This is a genomic window from Klebsiella pneumoniae (assembly GCF_000742135.1).
Lineage (GTDB): Bacteria > Pseudomonadota > Gammaproteobacteria > Enterobacterales > Enterobacteriaceae > Klebsiella > Klebsiella pneumoniae.
Genome location: NZ_KN046818.1, coordinates 4,295,913 through 4,314,422, shown reverse-complemented (window position 1 = coordinate 4,314,422; position 18,510 = coordinate 4,295,913). Strand labels below are relative to the sequence as shown.

The 18,510-nt window shown below is 58.6% G+C and carries 15 protein-coding genes; 6 read left to right on the top strand and 9 right to left on the bottom strand.

All coding sequences use genetic code 11. The features are described 5' to 3' along the window. Positions 1–10: 10 nt before the first annotated feature. Positions 11–679, bottom strand: coding sequence for a GTP cyclohydrolase I FolE (gene folE / locus DR88_RS05320; protein WP_002912924.1), 669 nt, complete (start codon positions 677–679; stop codon positions 11–13). Between the two features lie 360 nt (positions 680–1,039). On the opposite strand from folE, the gene fghA reads away from it, so the two are divergent. Next, positions 1,040–1,873, top strand: coding sequence for an S-formylglutathione hydrolase (gene fghA, locus DR88_RS05325; protein ID WP_025861581.1), 834 nt, complete (start codon positions 1,040–1,042; stop codon positions 1,871–1,873). Between the two features lie 70 nt (positions 1,874–1,943). On the opposite strand, the gene cirA is transcribed toward fghA, so the two are convergent. The 3 genes from cirA to yieE form a co-directional block, all read right to left on the bottom strand. Beyond that, on the bottom strand, positions 1,944–3,917 hold the full coding sequence (gene cirA, locus DR88_RS05330; RefSeq protein ID WP_032443975.1) for a catecholate siderophore receptor CirA: 1,974 nt from the start codon (positions 3,915–3,917) through the stop codon (positions 1,944–1,946). A 498-nt stretch (positions 3,918–4,415) separates the two neighbouring features. Further along, positions 4,416–5,885 (bottom strand): amino acid permease, encoded by a 1,470-nt coding sequence (locus DR88_RS05335; protein WP_002912929.1) that lies wholly within the window; start codon positions 5,883–5,885, stop codon positions 4,416–4,418. Between the two features lie 178 nt (positions 5,886–6,063). Continuing rightward, positions 6,064–6,930, bottom strand: a complete 867-nt coding sequence (gene yieE / locus DR88_RS05340) for a DNA-binding transcriptional regulator YeiE (RefSeq protein ID WP_002912932.1) — start codon at positions 6,928–6,930, stop codon at positions 6,064–6,066. 265 nt (positions 6,931–7,195) lie between these two features. On the opposite strand from yieE, the gene DR88_RS05345 reads away from it, so the two are divergent. Both DR88_RS05345 and nfo read left to right on the top strand, forming a co-directional pair. After that, entirely contained in the window at positions 7,196–8,245 is a 1,050-nt protein-coding gene (locus tag DR88_RS05345) for a YeiH family protein (RefSeq protein WP_025861580.1), read from the top strand. Between the two features lie 71 nt (positions 8,246–8,316). After that, positions 8,317–9,171 carry a deoxyribonuclease IV gene (nfo, locus tag DR88_RS05350; protein ID WP_004149114.1) on the top strand — a complete coding sequence of 285 codons (855 nt, stop codon included), beginning with the start codon at positions 8,317–8,319 and terminating at the stop codon, positions 9,169–9,171. 51 nt (positions 9,172–9,222) lie between these two features. Here the strand turns inward: nfo and fruA are convergent, their stop codons facing one another. The 3 genes from fruA to fruB are packed head-to-tail and all read right to left on the bottom strand — an operon-like array spanning position 9,223 to position 13,003. Continuing rightward, positions 9,223–10,917 (bottom strand): PTS fructose transporter subunit IIBC, encoded by a 1,695-nt coding sequence (gene fruA / locus DR88_RS05355; protein ID WP_002912939.1) that lies wholly within the window; start codon positions 10,915–10,917, stop codon positions 9,223–9,225. A gap of 16 nt (positions 10,918–10,933) precedes the next feature. Then, positions 10,934–11,872, bottom strand: a complete 939-nt coding sequence (gene fruK, locus DR88_RS05360; protein ID WP_002912941.1) for a 1-phosphofructokinase — start codon at positions 11,870–11,872, stop codon at positions 10,934–10,936. After that, a complete protein-coding gene (gene fruB / locus DR88_RS05365; RefSeq protein WP_002912947.1) occupies positions 11,873–13,003 on the bottom strand; it encodes a fused PTS fructose transporter subunit IIA/HPr protein in 1,131 nt (376 codons plus the stop codon). Between the two features lie 336 nt (positions 13,004–13,339). Between fruB and setB the strand changes: the two genes are divergently transcribed. Next, a complete protein-coding gene (gene setB, locus DR88_RS05370; RefSeq protein ID WP_004149117.1) occupies positions 13,340–14,521 on the top strand; it encodes a sugar efflux transporter SetB in 1,182 nt (393 codons plus the stop codon). Between the two features lie 39 nt (positions 14,522–14,560). On the opposite strand, the gene DR88_RS05375 is transcribed toward setB, so the two are convergent. Next, positions 14,561–14,815, bottom strand: coding sequence for a YkgJ family cysteine cluster protein (locus DR88_RS05375; RefSeq protein WP_004175066.1), 255 nt, complete (start codon positions 14,813–14,815; stop codon positions 14,561–14,563). A 147-nt stretch (positions 14,816–14,962) separates the two neighbouring features. On the opposite strand from DR88_RS05375, the gene yeiP reads away from it, so the two are divergent. Beyond that, complete coding sequence (gene yeiP / locus DR88_RS05380; protein WP_002912951.1) at positions 14,963–15,535, top strand: elongation factor P-like protein YeiP; 573 nt, start codon at positions 14,963–14,965, stop codon at positions 15,533–15,535. A 70-nt stretch (positions 15,536–15,605) separates the two neighbouring features. Here the strand turns inward: yeiP and uxuA are convergent, their stop codons facing one another. Continuing rightward, positions 15,606–16,796: a mannonate dehydratase gene (gene uxuA, locus DR88_RS05385; RefSeq protein ID WP_002912952.1), complete on the bottom strand. Its 1,191-nt coding sequence runs from the start codon at positions 16,794–16,796 to the stop codon at positions 15,606–15,608. Between the two features lie 207 nt (positions 16,797–17,003). On the opposite strand from uxuA, the gene DR88_RS05390 reads away from it, so the two are divergent. Next, the gene (locus DR88_RS05390) at positions 17,004–18,470 is read left to right on the top strand and encodes a mannitol dehydrogenase family protein (RefSeq protein WP_004149120.1); all 1,467 of its coding nucleotides are present in this window, start codon (positions 17,004–17,006) and stop codon (positions 18,468–18,470) included. The last annotated feature ends 40 nt before the right edge of the window (positions 18,471–18,510 follow it).

Sequence of the window (18,510 nt, the reverse complement as noted above, 5' to 3'; positions counted from 1 at the left end):
CTGCTCCGTTTTAGTTGTGGTGACGTACTGCGCGCAGGAATTCCTGGCGGGTATTCTGGCTGGATTTAAACAGGCCGCCGAGAGAGGTGGTGGTGGTGGCGCTGGTCGCGTCGCGAATGCCGCGCGCCTTCACGCAATAATGCACCGCGTCAATGGATACCGCCACGTTGTTGGTGCCGAGCAGCGTCTGCAGCGCGATCAGGATCTGCTGCGTCAGACGCTCCTGGACCTGCGGACGTTGGGCGAAGAACTGCACGATGCGGTTGATTTTCGACAGGCCGATCACCGAATCTTTCGGGATATAGGCTACCGTCGCTTTACCATCGATGGTAACGAAATGGTGTTCGCAGGTGCTGGTCAGGGTGATATCGCGCACGGTGACCATTTCATCGACCTTCATTTTGTTTTCAATGACGGTGATTTTCGGGAAGCGAGAATAATCCAGCCCGGAGAAGATCTCATCGACATACATTTTGGCGATGCGATGCGGGGTCTCCATCAGACTGTCATCACTCAGATCCAGATTCAGCAGTTGCATAATCTCGGTCATATGACCGGTAATCAAACGCTTGCGTGTTTCGTTATCAATTTCTTGTACTGGCGCACGCATCGGCGTCTCCAGCCCACGAGCGACCAGCGCTTCATGAACGAGGACGGCTTCTTTACTCAGTGATGACATTTATGTTTCTCCTGCAGGTGTGGCGCTCTTTGCTTTTTCTGGGGGCAAAGTTTGTATTCATTGTGCGTGAGGTGGCGCACAGAATCCAGTAGCCGTAACGATAATTATTGAAATTGGCGCTGCCTTTTATTAGGGAGCGAAGCCATGCCTCAGGCGCGACGCCAAATCCTTATCGCCGTATCCGGAATGTTCCAACCGCTGTACGCATTCATAAGCGCCGTCGCTACACCGGCATGTTGGCTATAAGATGCATTAATGATGCAGTAAGTTCTCAAAAGGAGAAAGTGAAAGTTGCTCACCGGCTAATGAAATATCTGTATTATGAACGTTTACGCGCACATCCCTTCCGAGGAGCCTTGCATGGAACTGCTTGAAGAGCATCGCTGTTTTGACGGCCAGCAACAACGCTGGCGTCATCACTCCCCTGTCCTGAACTGCGCCATGACGTTCAGCATTTTTTTACCGCCTGAGCGCGAAACACCGCCGCCGGTGCTGTACTGGCTGTCGGGGCTGACCTGTAACGATGAGAACTTTACCACCAAGGCGGGCGCCCAGCGCATTGCCGCCGAGCTGGGCATCGCGCTGGTGATGCCGGATACCAGCCCGCGCGGTGACGAGGCGGCCAACGACGACGGTTACGATCTCGGACAAGGCGCCGGCTTCTACCTGAACGCCACCGAGGCGCCCTGGGCGGCGCACTACCGAATGTACGATTACCTGCGTGACGAACTGCCCGCGCTTATTCGTAGCGAGTTTAGCGTCGGCGAACGCTGCGCCGTCAGCGGCCACTCGATGGGCGGCCACGGCGCGCTCATTATGGCGCTCAAAAATCCCGGCCGCTACGCCAGCGTCTCCGCCTTCGCGCCGATCGTCAATCCCTCCCAGGTCCCGTGGGGCAAGAAAGCGTTTACCGCCTATCTCGGCGCGGATGAATCGGCATGGCACTCCTGGGACAGCTGCGCGCTGATGCAGGCCAGCCGGCCGGAGGACGCCGTGCCGACGCTTATCGATCAGGACGACAACGATCCATTCCTTGCCGGACAGCTGCAGCCGGCGGTACTGGCGGAGGTCGCGCGGCAGAAGGCCTGGCCGTTAACGCTGCGCATCCAGCCCGGTTACGACCACAGCTATTACTTCATTGCCTCGTTTATTGAAGACCATCTGCGCTTCCATGCGCAGCATCTCTTTGGCTAAACGCCAATGCGCCGCGAAGCTGCTTCGCGGCGCATGTTCAGGCCTACAGGACGCGTTTTAGCGCCGGCAATCAGAAGCGATAATCCACCGCCATAAAGTAGCGACGGCCTTCTTCGGTATAGCTGTAGTCGTCCCGGCTCAGATCTTTATCACCCACGTTCTGCACCCCGGAGCGCAGTTTCACGTTTTTGGTCACCTGCCATGCCGCGCCAACGTCAAACAGGGTGTAGCCGCCCGGCGTTTTGCCGGTGGCGCTCACCGCGCGCTGCTGGCCGGTATAGTTGGCCGTCACGTAGAAGGACCAATCGTCCAGCGGTTTCCAGTCGAGCGTGCCGTTGGCGGTATGGAACGGCAGCGTCTGCAGCGGTTTGTTGCCGCCATTGCTCAGATCGCGACCATCGTTGTAGGTGTAGTTCACCGTCAGCTTCCACTCATCGCCAAACGGGATCTTCACCTCCGTCTCCACCCCTTTGATGCGGGCTTTGTTGACGTTGAAATAGCGGAAGATCGGCACGCGCTTGCCGTTGACGGTTTTCCAGCCGACAAAGTTCGGGTAGCCCGGCGCTTCGCTGGCGCTGGAGGTGCGCAGAACATCGATCATGTCGTCGACATTATTCTGGAAGGTGGTGATGCTGCCTTCGACATTTTCAAGCCAGCCCTCTTCCCCGCGGTAGTAGAGACCGAGCTCGAAGCTTTCGCTGGTTTCCGGTTTCAGATCCGGGTTACCGACGATGCTGCACGAGCCGCGGCAGGAGTTGGTGGTCCAGTCGGGGTTAAGCTGCAGCAGCGACGGGGCTTTAAACGCCGTCGCCCAGCCGCCTTTGACGGTGACGGTATCGGTGGCGTTATACACCAGATAGGCGCGCGGGCTCCAGTGATCGCCATAGGTCTGATGGTCGTCCATACGAATGCCGGTGGTCAGCGCCAGCGGCTCGATGATGCGCCATTCGTCTTCGATAAACAGGGCGTACTGGCTGGCCGACGTTGACTGGCCGCCGCTGCTCAGGTTGACCGGATCTTTCAGTTTGTCGTGGCGCCATTCGCCGCCGAAGGTCACCAGCTGGTTAATCATGCCCAGCGGCAGGACATACTTGCCGTCGATGGCATTGCTTTCCGAGGTAATAGTCCCGCTCTGCCCTGGATTTTTGTTATCCACCTTTTCGCCGTAGAACTTGAGCTCGCTATTGCCGATATCCCAGCGGCCGTTATGGCTCAGAGAGTAGTTCTCCCGCTCAAGGCGGTTGCGGTCAAGGGAATCGGAATCGCGATCCTGACGGTCAAAGCCGTAGCCTGCGGTAAAATCGTGGTTTTCGTTCGGCGTCCAGGCGAATTCAACATTGCCATCGCGGCTGGTGAAGCCCTCGATGCGCGGCGTCTCGCCGGTGGCATTACTGGATGACTGCGGATCGTCCTTGGCGCGTTTTGCCAGGCTGCCGTAGGCCTTCATTCCAAGTACGCCGTCGATCAGCGGGCCGCTGGTGAAGAACTGGCCGTTATAGGTATCCCCGCGATCGCGGTGCTCCTGAATAGTGGTATCAGCACTCAGCGTCCCGGTCCATTTCTGGCCGATTTTTTTGGTAATAATGTTGACCACCCCACCGAGCGCATCGGAGCCGTAAAGGGAGGACATCGGGCCGCGCACCGCTTCGATACGCTCAATAGCATCCACCGGGATCCAGTTAAGGTCGAAGTCATTGTGGCGGAAGACGGCGTTCCGCGAGTTAACGCGCTTGCCGTCGACCAGGATCAGGGTATAGCTGCTGCTCAGACCGCGGATGCTAACGCCCTTGCGGTTATCCCCTTCGTTGGTGAGCTGGACCCCAGGCACATCGCGCAGCACGTCTTTCAGGTTCTGAACAGGCTTGCGTTGTAAATCCTGTTGGGTGATGACGCTGATGCTCGCCGGCGCGTCTTTGACATTCTGTTCAGTGGCCGAGGCGGTCACCACCAGCGTTTCTTCATTCACATCGGCCAGAGCCGGAAACGCCAACGATACGACGGACGCAGACAATCCCGCCCGGATAAAAGGGTTTAACCTGAACATTCCAAATCTCCATGAGGTGTACAACCAAACAAACAACAAGGTGCTGCTCACACGCGCTGGCGGCTTGCCGCTCTGTCGGCGGCATGCTCGCGCTGTTTTCTCGTCGATGTGGCTGGTCGCCCGGTGTCAGTCTGTACAAGCGGCAGAGACGGGGAGTGGCTTCATCCGTAATGGGCGAAAATGATAAAGATAATGATTACGATTATCAATATAATTATGAAGAATTGTGACAAGCTGTAACCGCACAAACATAAAAAAAGCCCTCTGTTCAGAGGGCTTCCGGGTGATGACAAATCTGTCTTCGTTATTGTGCTCACATGTCTGCCGGGTGGCGGCTTCCGCCTTACCAGGCCTACGAAACATCGCAATATCAATCAGTTACGCGGTTATCTGTAGGCCCGCGCAAGCGCAGCGCAGCCGGGCAATCCCTGAAGATTGCACTTTGCCAGCAATATAAAGCCCTCTTCACAGAGGGCTTTTATCGCACAATCGCGAAGATTAACGCTTAAAGCGGTCCGGGAAGGTCATTTCGCTGTAGCGAACAAAGCGGGTGCCTTTCGCCAGCTTGTAACCAAACCAGATGACGAGGAACAGCGGAATACCGATGTAGGTCGCCGCCACGCCGCCCCAGTCAATGGTGTCCTTGAGGAACGCTTCGTAGTTCTGTCCGAGGGTGATGATCAGGCACAGCACGAAGGCGAAGATCGGCCCCAGCGGGAAGAACCCGGAACGATACGGCAGATTATTAATATCGTTACCCTGCAGGACGTAGCCGCGACGGAAACGATAGTGGCTGATCGCAATACCCAGCCAGGCGATAAAGCCCGTCATCCCGGAGGTGTTCAGCAGCCACAGGTACACCGTCTGGTTGCCAAACATGGAAGTCAGGAAGCACAGCGCCGCGATCACGGTGGTCGCGTACAGCGCGTTACGCGGCACGCCGCCACGCGACAGCTTCGAGAAAATACGCGGCGCTTTACCGTCGCAGGCCAGGGTGTACAGCATACGCGTGGAGGCGTACATCCCGGAGTTACCCGCCGACAGCACGGCAGTCAGGATAACGGCGTTCATGATTGCCGCCGCCGACAGCAAACCAGCATGCTGGAACACCAGGGTGAACGGGCTGACGGAGATATCCTTCACATCGTTGCGCAGCAGACTCGGATCGGTATACGGAATGATCAGGCTGATAATCAGGATCGCGAAGACGTAAAACAGCAGGATACGCCAGAAGACCTGGCGCACCGCGCGCGGAATGTTCTTCTCCGGATTTTCAGATTCACCGGCAGCGATGCCGATAAGCTCGGTGCCCTGGAACGAGAAGCCGACAATCATCGCCACGCCAATCATCGCCGAGAAACCGCCGGCGAACGGCGCATCCGCGATCCCCCAGTTGCTCCAGCCGGCTGGCTGCGCCCCTTTGAAGATGCCGACAATCATCATCACGCCGACGATGATAAAGATAATGACGGTGGCTACCTTTATCAGCGAGAACCAGTATTCCGCCTCGCCAAAGCCGCGCACCGAGATCCAGTTCAGCAGGAACATGATGCCGAGGAACAAGGCGCTCCAGATCCAGCCCGGAGTGTCGGGGAACCAGTAGCTCATCACCAGCTGTGAGGCCACGAGGTCAACGGCGATCGTCACCGCCCAGTTGTACCAGTAGTTCCAGCCCAGCGCGAAGCCGAAGCCTTCTTCAACATAATTCTGCCCGTAGGTGGCGAAGGAACCGGATACCGGCATAAACGCCGCCAGCTCGCCGAGGCTGGTCATCAGGAAATAGACCATCAAACCGATCAGAATATAAGACAGCAGCGCCCCGCCGGGACCTGCTTGCGAAATGGTTGCGCCAGAGGCAACAAAAAGACCCGTACCGATGGAACCGCCGATGGCGATCATGGTCAAGTGGCGCGCCTTCAGTTCACGACGTAGCGTGGGCGCTTCTGTGGTTTTAGTTTCCGAAACCATGTGATAATGCTATCCATCCAAAAAATGAGGCGCGATTGTAGCAGACGATCGGGGTTCCATCCGGTACAAATGCAAAGTTATAAGAGAGCTTCATGATCGCCCGCAAATTATTAGTAAAGCACTAACCTGCGGAATTGCCAGCGAATTCCCCCCGTAATCAGGCGATAAAACCGGGCTGCTACACCTGGCAATAGTGCAGAAAACGTTGTAATGCTTTAGAAATATGCTTCTGCCGGTGATGGATCCGCCACAGCGTGCGCGTCAGCCGGGGCAATGGCACTTTCAGCTCCGCCAGCGTGCCCGAGGCAAGCTGTTCGGCAATCACCCGCCGCGATAGACAGCTGATGCCCAGGCCATGCCTGACCGCGTGCTTGATCGCCTCTGAATTACCCAGCTCCATGCCCAGATGAAACGCCGGCAGATGCGACAGCAGAACGTAATCGACAATCTCCCGGGTGCCGGAGCCATGCTCGCGCAGGATCCACGGCGCCTCAGCCAGTTGCTGCAGGGTCACCTCCCCCGCCAGCAGCGGTGAGTTGGGCGCGGCAAACACCACCAGTTCATCCTCCAGCCACGGCTCGGCAATAATATCGGCGGCATGGCACGGCCCCTCAATCAGGCCGAAATCCACCCGCAGGTCGGCGACGGCGTTGATGACGTCCAGGCTGTTGCCGACGCTCAGCTCGACCGGCAGATCCGGGAAGTCATGACGATAGCGGGCAATAATCTCCGGCATAATATAGTTGCCGATGGTGCTGCTGGCGTAGACTCGGATCGCCCCGTTATCGCCGCGAAACAGCTGCTCGATCTCCAGGGCCCGCTCCAGCAGCGCCAGCGCACGCGGGTACAGCAGCCGTCCATGCTCATTCACCACCAGTCGTTTACCGACGCGGTCAAACAGCTGCACGCCGAGCTGCCCTTCCAGATCGGTCAGCGCGGCGCTGACCGCGGATTGCGAAAGCGCCAGCATCTGTGACGCCTGAGTGGTCGACCCACTCTTGTGGACTTCGGCGAACACTTCCAGCTGCCGCAGCGTAATATGCATAACCCACCCGTTTAGTAATCCAACCTGAATAACCTTCCTTACTATGGTGACACAAATCGAGGCGGCTGACGGAAGGAAAATCCGCTTATATCACAAAATCATCGTCTTGCCGGCGAGACCGCCCCGCTTCTGCCTAACCCGCTCTCGCCCCGTTGTAACCGGCGAAGCGGCCATTAACCACTTATTACGATTGATTATAAACATATAATCAATTTTATATTTAATCCCGCGCGGCGTAACCTTTAGGCAGACAAAGGAGAAGGTTATGACAGCACTCACTTTACCCACCAAACATCGTTCCCTGTGGCATTTTGTCCCAGGCCTGGCGCTGACCGCCGCTCTGACCGGCGCCGCCCTGTGGGCCGGTAGTTTCCCGGCCATCGCCGGCGCGGGCTTTAGCGCCCTGACCCTCGCTATCCTGTTCGGGATGGTCGTCGGCAACACGGTCTACCCGAAAATCTGGCAGCCCTGCGACGGCGGGGTGATCTTCGCCAAGCAGCATCTGCTGCGCCTGGGGATCATCCTCTACGGCTTTCGCCTGACGTTCGCCCAGATTGCCGACGTCGGCGTGAGCGGTATTTTGATTGACGTTCTGACGCTCTCCAGTACCTTTTTCATCGCCTGCTTCCTTGGCCAGAAAGTGTTTGGTCTCGATAAACACACCAGCTGGCTGATCGGCGCCGGCAGCAGCATCTGCGGCGCGGCGGCCGTGCTCGCCACCGAGCCGGTGGTCAAAGCCGAAGCCAGTAAAGTGACGGTTGCCGTCGCTACAGTGGTTATCTTCGGTACCATCGCCATCTTCCTCTACCCGGCGATGTACCCGCTGCTGGCGCACTGGTTTACCCCGGAGAACTACGGGATCTATATGGGCTCCACCATGCATGAAGTGGCGCAGGTTGTTGCCGCCGGCCATGCGGTCAGCCCGGACGCGGAGAACGCGGCGGTTATCGCCAAAATGCTGCGCGTCATGATGCTGGCTCCGTTCCTGCTGTTCCTGGCGGCGCGTGTTAAACAGCTGACCCCGGCAGGCAACGGCGAGAAAAGCAAAATCACCATTCCGTGGTTCGCCATTATGTTCATCCTGGTGGCGGTGTTTAACTCCTTCCATCTGCTGCCGAAAGCCGTGGTGGATATGCTGGTGACGCTGGATACCGTCCTGCTGGCGATGGCAATGGCCGCCCTCGGGGTCACCACCCACGTCAGCGCGCTGAAAAAAGCCGGGGCGAAACCGCTGCTGATGGCGCTGATGCTGTTCGTCTGGTTGATTGTCGGCGGCGGGGTCATTAACGTCGCTATCCACAGCCTGATGGCATAAAGCACTACATCTTTCTCCAGTTAAGCCGCTATCATTACCCACCCCCCAGCGGCTTTAACTGGAGTTTTTTTATGAAATACGTAGGAGCGCACGTGAGCGCCTCAGGTGGACTGGCCAATGCCGCCATTCGCGCCGCCGAAATCGAAGCAACCGCCTTCGCCCTCTTCACCAAGAACCAGCGCCAGTGGCGCGCCGCGCCGCTCAGCGACGAGACCATCGCCGAATTCAAAGCCGCCTGTGAAAAGTATCACTTTGGCCCGGGGCAGATCCTGCCGCACGACAGCTACCTGATTAACCTTGGCCACCCGGTGGAAGAAGCGCTGGAAAAATCCCGTGATGCTTTCATTGATGAAATGACCCGCTGCCAGCAGCTGGGGCTGATGCTGCTCAACTTCCACCCCGGCAGCCATCTGCAGCAGATCCCGGAGGAGGAGTGCCTGGCGCGCATCGCCGAATCGATCAATATCGCGCTGGCGAAGACCGAAGGCGTTACTGCGGTGATCGAAAACACCGCTGGCCAGGGCAGCAACCTCGGTTTTAAGTTCGAGCACCTCGCGGCCATCATCGACGGCGTGGAAGATAAATCCCGCGTCGGCGTCTGCATTGATACCTGCCATGCTTTCGCCGCCGGCTACGACCTGCGCAGCGCCGAAGCCTGCGAAAAAACCTTCGCCGCCTTCGAACGCATCGTCGGTTTTCAGTATCTGCGCGGCATGCATCTCAACGATGCCAAGAGCGCCTTCGGCAGCCGGGTCGACCGTCACCACAGCCTGGGGGAAGGCAACATCGGCCACGATTGCTTCAGCTGGATCATGCAGGACAGCCGCTTCGACGGTATTCCGCTGATTCTTGAAACCATCAACCCGGATATCTGGGCGGAAGAGATTGCCTGGCTGCGGGCGCAGCAGATTGCCGAAGTGGCGTAAATAGAGACAAAAAAAGGGCCGAACAGTCGGCCCTTTTTTATTGCGGTAGGATTATGCCGCTTTTTCAACTTCCGCTGTTTGCGCCTCAGGGCGTTTCAGCACGGCGTAGGCAAGGCCCGCCACCAGCGTTCCGGCAACAATCGCCAGCAGGTAGCCCAGCACCGGCGTAATCGCCCCCGGGATCAGCAGAACAAACAGCCCGCCGTGCGGCGCCATCAGTTTCGCGCCGACCGCCATGGAGATAGCGCCGGTTACCGCGCCACCGACGATACAGCACGGCAGAACGCGCATCGGGTCACGGGCGGCAAAAGGAATCGCCCCTTCCGAGATAAAGCACAGGCCAAGAACCAGCGCGGCTTTGCCCCCTTCCCGCTGCCCTTTGTCGAACTTATTGCGCGCTACCAGCGTCGCGATACCCATCGCCAGCGGTGGCACCATACCGGCCGCCATGATCGCCGCCATCGGCGCATAAGTCTGGGTACTCAGCAGGCCAACGCCAAAGGCATAGGCCGCTTTGTTTACCGGCCCGCCCATATCGGTACACATCATCGCGCCGAGGATCGCGCCCAGCAGAACCGCGTTGGCGGTGCCCATGGTTTGCAGCCAATGGGTCAGCCAGGCGAGGATACCGGCTACCGGTTTACCGATCAGATAGATCATTGCCAAACCCACGATCAGACTGGAGACCAGCGGAATGATCAGGATTGGCTTCAGGGCTTCCATACTCTGCGGCAGTTTCAGCTTCGTGCTGATGGCTTTCGCCACATAACCGGCAAGGAAACCAGCGATGATCCCGCCGATAAAGCCGGAGCCGCCGCTAACCGCCAGCATACCCCCGATAAGGCCCGGGGTCAGACCCGGACGGTCGGCAATGGAGAAGGCGATAAAGCCTGCCAGTACCGGCACCATCAGCGCGAAGGCCGAGCCGCCGCCGATCTGCATCAGCGCCGCCGCCAGGGTGTCTTTCACTTCAAACGCTTTGATCCCGAAGGCAAAGGAGAGCGCGATACACAGGCCCCCGGCCACTACCATCGGCAGCATATAGGAGACGCCGGTCAGCAGGTGGCGATAGGCGCCCGCCGACTCTTTTTTCCCTTCAGCAGCCGCCTGAGGTTTGCCGGATGGCTGGTACGGTTTGGCTTCCGCCACCGCTTTATCCAGCTCCTGGGCGGTTTTCTTCAGCGCCAGACCGGTGGTGGTGCGGTACATCGGCTTGCCGGCGAATTTCGCCAGGTCCACCTCGATATCGGCAGCGACGATCACCAGATCCGCCTCGGCCACCTCTTCCGGGGTGATGGCATTGCCCGCCCCAACGGAGCCACGGGTCTCCACCTTCACCCACCAGCCGCGTTTTTTGGCTTCGGTTTCGATGGCTTCTGCCGCCATAAAGGTGTGGGCGACGCCGGTCGGACAGGCCGTGACCGCGACAATGCGTTTCTGCCCCTGAGCGGCGGCCGGAACGGCTACCGCCGCTGGCGCAACGTAGGGCTTAGCGTGGTCTTTCGCTTCTCCCAGGAACAGCTCCGGATGGGCGACAGCACGGTTAATATCGCCCAGGTAAACGTTTTTACCATTCAGCGCGCTATCGGCCGGCAGCGCGGTTCCCAGCACGATGGCCAGTTCGGCGTCATTCGGGTTATCAATCAGCTCAAGGTGCGCTTTCGGCGCCGCGGCACCCAGCAGGGTTTTCGCCATGTAGGCGCGCGCCTGTCCGAGTCCGGCATCAATAATCAGCAGCGTTTTCATTATGCCTCTCCTGCTGTCAATTAAAGGGTTGTAAGTCGACGCGCGCCATCATCGCGGCCAACTGGGTACGGTCGGTAATTCCTACATTGCTCTGGCTGACGGCCAGGGCAGCGACGGCGGTCGCCAGGCGCAGGGTATGCTCGCTGGATTCACGCATCAGCAGGCCGTAAATCAGGCCGCCGACCATCGAATCGCCGGCGCCAACGGTGCTGACCACTTCCACTGAAGGTGGTTTAGCAATCCACTCCCCAGAGGCGTTGACCCACAGCGCACCCTCTTCGCCCAGGGAGATCACCACGTGGGCGATACCCTGCTCGCGCAGCGCATGGGCGGCGTCGATAACATCTTTCATCTCCGGCAGCTTGCGGCCAGCCCAGATTTCCAGTTCGCGACGGTTCGGTTTCACCAGCCACGGCGCCGCTTTTAGTCCGGCAACCAACGCTTCGCGGCTGCTGTCGAAAATGATGCATGGGCACTGACTGCGCAGACGGGTCATCCAGTCGGTGAAGGCTTCCGGGCTAACGCCGGACGGCAGGCTGCCGCTGACGCAGACCATATCGAACTGCCCGAGCCAGCTCAGGGAGTCGTTGACGAAGCGTTCCCAGTCGCCCGGGGTGACTTCAAAGCCGGAGAAGTTGAAATCGGTCACTTCTCCATCTTTTTCCGTCAGCTTAACGTTGATACGGGTCCGGCCCTGCACCACCTGGAAACGGTTGGCGATCCCCAGCTCGCTGAACAGCTGCTGAAAGCCGTCCTGGTTGTCTTTACCAAGGAAACCGCCGACGGTGACGTCAATGCCGAGATCTTTCAGCACTTTCGCCACATTAATGCCTTTCCCGGCGGCGTGCAGGCCGGTGGTGCGCACCAGGTTCACTTCACCGCGTTCAATCTCCGGGGTGAATCCCACCAGGTCGTATGCCGGGTTTAACGTAATCGTTGCTACACGTCTGCTCATTTATGCGCCCTCCCCAAGGCCTGCGGCGATCGCTTCGCCAATCGCATCCAGCGCTTGTTGCGCATCCTCACCCTGCGCGGTAAAACGCAGACGGTGACCTTTTTTCACACCCAGCGCCACAACCTTCATCAGGCTGCGACCGTTAGCCGGCTTGCCGGAACCGTCGAGATTGGTAACGGTGATGTCGCTGGAAAATTGTTTAATGGTGTTGACCAGCATGGTGCCCGGACGGGCATGCAGGCCGTGTTCATTGCGCACCACGAATTCGGCGCTCAGCACATCTTCGGCAATGGCGTCGTCGCTGGTCAGCAGCGCCAGCACGGTGGCGGCGTCGGCTTTCAGCAAATGTTCAGCTTTCTTGTCCAGCAGCAGCTTGCTCAGACGGTTCAGCACTGCGGTCGGCTGCTCGTCGGCCATCGCCACCGTGACCAGCAGGGAAACCGGCTGCTCGTCGCGGGTAAAGGCGTTAGCCGCGCGGCTGACCGCCACGGCGCTGCGCAAATTGCCTTCCGCACTGTCGTTCAGCCAGACGCCCTGACCGAGGTTCAGCGGCGTATCGTTAATGACGTGGCTAACGAAGGCGGCATCGACAGCGCCAACTTCTTTCAGACGCGCCGCGTTCAGCGCCTGCAGGGTCAGCAGATCGCTGGCCGCGACGTCGAGACTGAGGGTCTCGTTATCCAGCTTCAGCGCTTCGCTCTGCTTCTCTCCCATCAGCAGCGCGCGCAGCTCTTCCGCGGTGGTGGCGGACTGCAGCTGCGCGGCGACCGCGTCATCGCTCAGCACATGGGTCAGCTGACGCAGCAGGCCGAGGTGTTCATCTGAGCTGGCGGCAATCCCGATCGCCACATAGGCGGTCTGCCCTTCGCCCCAGGTGACGCCCTGCGGGAACTGAAACACCTGAACGCCGGTCTTCAGCACCTGGTCACGCGTATCCGTCGTGCCGTGCGGGATCGCGATCCCGTTGCCGAGGAAGGTCGAGGTCTGCTGCTCGCGCGCCAGCATGCCGTTCACGTAGCCATCGGCCACGTTGCCGGCGCTGACCAGCGCGGCGGCGACCTGCCGGATGGCCTCTTCTTTATTACCGGCCTGCTGGCCGGGATGAATATCCTGCACAGATAACTGGAACATGGTTCTCCTCTCTTGCTGAATTGAATCGTTTCAGCTAACTTGAGAAAAAAGGCGCCATCTGACGGGGAACGGATTGCCGAATGACGCTGAAACGTTTCAAGAATTTTGTACCTTTCTTGCTCAACGCGCAAGGTACGTCAGCGACTTGATCGCAGAACTTAGAGATACTGCACACTTTTGCTGAAGCATTAGCTATCGACCGCCTCGAACGTCAGCTTTTTGCTGAACCCTATATTTTGAAACGCCTTTTTAATTATTTGTGCCATACTACTGTTTATTTTTAGCCAGCAGGCGTAAACTCCGCGCCGTCTCCTGAAACTACAGAAAACCAAACCCATGGAAAACCGTAGCGCCGCTCTCCCCCGACGCGGGTTCGATGTCACCTCTTCCGCCTTCTTAATCGTCGCCTTTCTGACGGGCATTGCCGGGGCGCTGCAAACCCCGACCCTGAGCCTGTTTCTGACCAACGAAGTGCACGTCCGCCCGGCGATGGTCGGTTTCTTTTTTACCGGCAGCGCGGTTATTGGCATTCTGGTCAGTCAGTTCCTCGCCGGCCGCTCCGACCGTCAGGGCGATCGCAAGCAGCTGATTGTCGTCTGCTGTCTGCTGGGGGGGCTGGCCTGCGTACTCTTTGCCTGGAACCGCAACTATTTCATTTTGCTGTTCATCGGCGTTTTTCTCAGCAGCTTTGGATCGACCGCCAACCCGCAGATGTTTGCCCTCGCGCGGGAGCATGCCGACAGGACCGGCCGCGAAGCGGTGATGTTCAGCTCCATCTTACGTGCCCAGGTCTCCCTGGCATGGGTGATTGGTCCCCCGCTGGCCTACGCCCTGGCGATGGGATTTGGTTTTACCGCGATGTATCTCAGCGCCGCGGCGGCGTTTATCGTCTGCAGGATCATGGTCTGGCTATTCTTGCCCAGCATGCGTAAAGCAAAGCCGGTAGCGACCGGCCGGCTGGAAGCTCCGCGCACGCATCGCCGCGATGCGCTGCTGCTGTTCAGCATCTGCACTCTGATGTGGGGTACTAACAGCCTGTACATCATCAACATGCCGCTGTTTATCATTAACGAGCTGCATCTGCCGGAGAAGCTGGCGGGGCTGATGATGGGCACCGCCGCCGGACTGGAAATTCCGACCATGCTGATTGCCGGTTACTACGCCCGGCGTTTCGGCAAACGCTTTCTGATGCGTCTTTCTGCAGTGGCCGGGGTGCTGTTTTACGTCGGCATGCTGACGGTGCATACGCCAGCGCTGCTGCTGGCGATGCAGGTGCTGAACGCCATCTATATCGGGATCCTCGCCGGGATCGGCATGCTCTATTTCCAGGACCTGATGCCGGGGCAGGCGGGCGCGGCCACCACCCTCTATACCAATACTACCCGCGTCGGCTGGATCATCGCCGGTTCACTGGCGGGGGTAGTGGCGGAGATCTGGAGCTATCACGCGGTGTTCTGGATTGCGCTGGTCATGGGCGTTGTCACTCATGCCTGCCTGTGGCGGATAAGAGACGTGTAAGCACATTGGTTTCCATCCTTCTCATCTGCTGCGTTGAGCTCAGGGCGCGGTGGCCAGCTCAAGCTCCAGCAGCCAGGTGATCGCTTCATCGCGGTGGGTGAGGCACATCTCCGGCGAGGGCTGCAGGCTGGCGCACACCTTCGGGCGCAGAGGGGAACCGAAAATAAGGCATAAATTGCGCTCGGAAAGCTGGATACAACGGGTGTTAGCCGGCTTGCCCTGCGGCATGCCGGGGATCGGCGATGATATAGAGGGGGCGATGCAACATGCGCCACAATCAGTACGACATTCCACAACCCGACTCCCAAACGCTCATTTTGCGCCACAGCCTAAACGTTTTGCCAGAAGATAGCAAAACTCGCGAAATCCGCTTGCCTGAACGCCCGGGCGCGAGTAGTTTTACGCGATATTTTTGACTCGTTAAGTGACAGGATTACTGCAATGCCAAGAGCGAATGAAATTAAAAAAGGTATGGTGCTGAATTACAACGGCAAGCTGCTGATTGTGAAAAATATTGATATTCAGTCACCCAGCGCCCGCGGTGCTGCGACACTGTATAAAATGCGCTTCTCCGATGTGCGCACCGGCCTGAAAGTAGAAGAGCGCTTCAAAGGCGACGATATCGTCGATACCGTCACCCTGACCCGCCGTTTCGTCGACTTCTCCTACGTCGATGGCAACGAATACGTGTTCATGGATAAAGAAGACTATACCCCTTACACCTTTACCAAAGAGCAGATTGAAGAAGAGCTGCAGTTTATTCCGGAAGGTGGGATGCCGGACATGCAGGTGCTGACCTGGGACGGCCAGCTGCTGGCGCTGGAGTTGCCGCAGACCGTTGACCTGGAAATTATCGAAACCGCGCCGGGTATTAAAGGCGCGTCCGCCAGCTCCCGCACCAAGCCAGCCACCATGAGCACCGGCCTGGTGATTCAGGTGCCGGAATACCTGACCACCGGTGAGAAAATCCGCATTCATATCGAAGAGTGCCGCTATATGGGCCGCGCGGATTAATCATTGGTAACGCCCCGACAGTAAAAAAGGACAGCGCTGGCTGTCCTTTTTATTATCCCCATTGCCGCGATTACAGCAGTTCAGGGTATTTGGTCATTTTCAGCGCCAGCTCGACGCCGCGCACTTCCGCCATCCCCTTGAGACGGCCAATCGCCGAATAGCCTGGGTTGGTTTTCTTGCGCAGATCGTCGAGCATCTGATGACCATGATCCGGCCGAAATGGGATCGGGCGCAGATCGCCGGCCTGTTTACGCCGCTGCTCTTCACGCAGGATAGCATCCACCACCGCCACCATATTGACGTCGCCGCTAAGGTGCGCCGCCTCGTGGAAGGTTTTCGGGTTTGCTTCACGGCAGGTAGAGCGCAGATGGGTAAAATGGATGCGATCGCCAAAGGTCTCCACCATCTTCACCAGATCGTTATCGGCGCGAACGCCATACGATCCGGTACACATGGTGAAGCCATTATTAATGCTGTCCACCGTCTCCTTCAGCCACTGCATATCTTCGATGGTCGACACGATACGCGGCAGGCCAAGGATCGGCCGCGGCGGATCGTCCGGATGCACAGCCAGGCGGATCCCTACCTCTTCGCACACCGGCACGATGGCGCGCAGGAAATAGGCCATATTTTCACGCAGCTGCGCTTTATCAATGTGGTCGTACTCCGCCAGACGCGCGCGGAACTGGTCAAGGGTGTAGCCCTCTTCCGCTCCCGGCAGGCCGGCGATGATATTGCGGGTCAGTTTATCGATATCTGCTTCGCTCATCGCCTTGAAATAGACCTCAGCCTGACGCTGCTCTTCTTCACTGTAATCCGCTTCCGCTCCCGGGCGTTTAAGGATATGCAGCTCAAAGGCGGCGAAAGCGATCTGATCGAAACGCAACGCCCGGGAGCCGTCCGGCAGCTCATATTCCAGATCGGTGCGCGTCCAGTCGAGGATCGGCATAAAGTTGTAGCACACGGTATCGATGCCGCAGGCCGCGAGGTTGCGGATGCTCTGCTGATAGTTGGCAATCCAGGTCGCATACTGCCCGCTGTGGGTTTTAATATCCTCGTGGACGGGAATGCTTTCGACGACCGACCAGGTCAACCCTTTTGCCGCTAACAGCGCCTGACGCGCTTTAATCTCGTCGACCGGCCATACCTGACCGTTTGCAATATGGTGCAGCGCAGTGACGACGCCGGTCGCCCCCGCCTGCCGTACATCATCAAGCGATACCGGATCGTTCGGCCCATACCACCGCCAGGTTTGCTCCATCGCTATGTCCTCACAAAAGTTGTTATACCAATAATGGCGACACTCATGACGACTACCATACATGTTTCTCACCTGGCTGCAAACAGTGCTGGCCTATTGATTGATCCAGCTCACAGTCAGCGGATAATTTCGGCTTACCAATTTAACTTCCTGTCATATAACTTTAGACTGGCATTGTTAATAAGCAGTTAAACAGGTGTGGGAAGAATGACAACAATTGCAACCGCTACGCTACCGAAGAACGTGCAATACCCTCAATACGATCGCAGCCAGCTCCGCTCGCGTATTGTCCATTTCGGCTTTGGCGCGTTTCACCGCGCGCACCAGGCGCTGCTCACCGATCGCGTGCTGAATAACGTCGGCGGCGACTGGGGGATCTGTGAAATCAGTCTGTTCAGCGGCGACACGCTGATGAGCCAGCTTCGCGAACAGGACCATCTGTTTACCGTGCTGGAAAAAGGCGCCGACGGCAACCAGCCCATTGTGATCGGCGCGGTGCACGAATGTCTGAACGCCAGGCTCGATTCGCTGGCGGCGATTATCGAAAAATTTTGCGAGCCGCAGGTAGCGATTGTCTCGCTGACCATTACGGAAAAAGGCTACTGCATCGATCCGGCGACCGGGAAACTGGATCCGACGCATCCGCGCATTATTCACGATCTGGAGAATCCGACGCTGCCGCAGTCGGCTCCCGGTATTTTAGTTGAAGCGCTGGCCCGCCGCCGGGAACGAGGCCTTCCGCCCTTTACCGTGCTCTCCTGCGATAATATCCCCGACAACGGTCACGTGGTAAAAAATGCCGTCCTCGGCATGGCGGAAAAACGCAGCCCGGCGCTGGCGGACTGGATCGCCGACAACGTCAGCTTCCCGGGCACCATGGTGGATCGCATTGTTCCCGCGGCCACACCGGAGTCGCTGGCGGAAATCGCCGCCGTGCTGGGGGTCGACGATCCCTGCGCCATCAGTTGCGAACCCTTCATTCAGTGGGTGGTCGAAGATCACTTTGTCGCCGGGCGACCCGCCTGGGAGACGGCGGGCGTGCAGATGACCGATGACGTGTTGCCCTGGGAGCAAATGAAGCTGCGGATGCTCAACGGCAGCCACTCTTTCCTCGCCTGGCTTGGCTATCTGGCAGGGCATGCGCACATTAGCGACTGCATGCGGGATGACGTCTTCCGCCGCGCCGCCCGCCAGCTGATGCTTGACGAACAGGCTCCGACGCTGACCATTACCGGCGTTGATCTGCTGGCCTATGCCGACAGTCTCATCGCCCGCTTCAGCAATCCGGCGCTCAAACACCGCACCTGGCAAATCGCCATGGACGGTAGCCAGAAGCTGCCCCAGCGCATGCTCGATGGCATCCGCGTACATCTGGCGCGCGACAGCCGTTGGCCGCTGCTGGCTCTCGGCGTGGCCGGCTGGATGCGCTACGTCAGCGGCACGGACGACGCCGGTCAGACGATCGACGTGCGCGATCCGCTGGTCGACAAGATCCGGCAGCGGGTGGTCCAGAGCGATGAGCAGCAGCGCGTCGACGCCCTGCTGGGGCTGGAGGAAATATTTGGCCGCGACCTGCCGCACAACGCCCAGTTTGTCGCCGGGATCCGCGCCGCCTGGCAACAGCTGGCGACGCACGGCGCCCGCGAGGCCGTCGCCCGCGCGCTGAATTCTTAACAATATTTGCGCTTATGCGGACAGAATTCTCTTCTGTCCG

What these genes read in the sequence shown, in the direction of transcription:
- folE (WP_002912924.1), bottom strand. Translation starts at nt 679, where the DNA reads ATGTCATCACTGAGTAAAGAAGCCGTCCTCGTTCATGAAGCGCTGGTC.
- fghA (WP_025861581.1), top strand. Translation starts at nt 1,040, where the DNA reads ATGGAACTGCTTGAAGAGCATCGCTGTTTTGACGGCCAGCAACAACGC.
- cirA (WP_032443975.1), bottom strand. Translation starts at nt 3,917, where the DNA reads ATGTTCAGGTTAAACCCTTTTATCCGGGCGGGATTGTCTGCGTCCGTC.
- DR88_RS05335 (WP_002912929.1), bottom strand. Translation starts at nt 5,885, where the DNA reads ATGGTTTCGGAAACTAAAACCACAGAAGCGCCCACGCTACGTCGTGAA.
- yieE (WP_002912932.1), bottom strand. Translation starts at nt 6,930, where the DNA reads ATGCATATTACGCTGCGGCAGCTGGAAGTGTTCGCCGAAGTCCACAAG.
- DR88_RS05345 (WP_025861580.1), top strand. Translation starts at nt 7,196, where the DNA reads ATGACAGCACTCACTTTACCCACCAAACATCGTTCCCTGTGGCATTTT.
- nfo (WP_004149114.1), top strand. Translation starts at nt 8,317, where the DNA reads ATGAAATACGTAGGAGCGCACGTGAGCGCCTCAGGTGGACTGGCCAAT.
- fruA (WP_002912939.1), bottom strand. Translation starts at nt 10,917, where the DNA reads ATGAAAACGCTGCTGATTATTGATGCCGGACTCGGACAGGCGCGCGCC.
- fruK (WP_002912941.1), bottom strand. Translation starts at nt 11,872, where the DNA reads ATGAGCAGACGTGTAGCAACGATTACGTTAAACCCGGCATACGACCTG.
- fruB (WP_002912947.1), bottom strand. Translation starts at nt 13,003, where the DNA reads ATGTTCCAGTTATCTGTGCAGGATATTCATCCCGGCCAGCAGGCCGGT.
- setB (WP_004149117.1), top strand. Translation starts at nt 13,340, where the DNA reads ATGGAAAACCGTAGCGCCGCTCTCCCCCGACGCGGGTTCGATGTCACC.
- yeiP (WP_002912951.1), top strand. Translation starts at nt 14,963, where the DNA reads ATGCCAAGAGCGAATGAAATTAAAAAAGGTATGGTGCTGAATTACAAC.
- uxuA (WP_002912952.1), bottom strand. Translation starts at nt 16,796, where the DNA reads ATGGAGCAAACCTGGCGGTGGTATGGGCCGAACGATCCGGTATCGCTT.
- DR88_RS05390 (WP_004149120.1), top strand. Translation starts at nt 17,004, where the DNA reads ATGACAACAATTGCAACCGCTACGCTACCGAAGAACGTGCAATACCCT.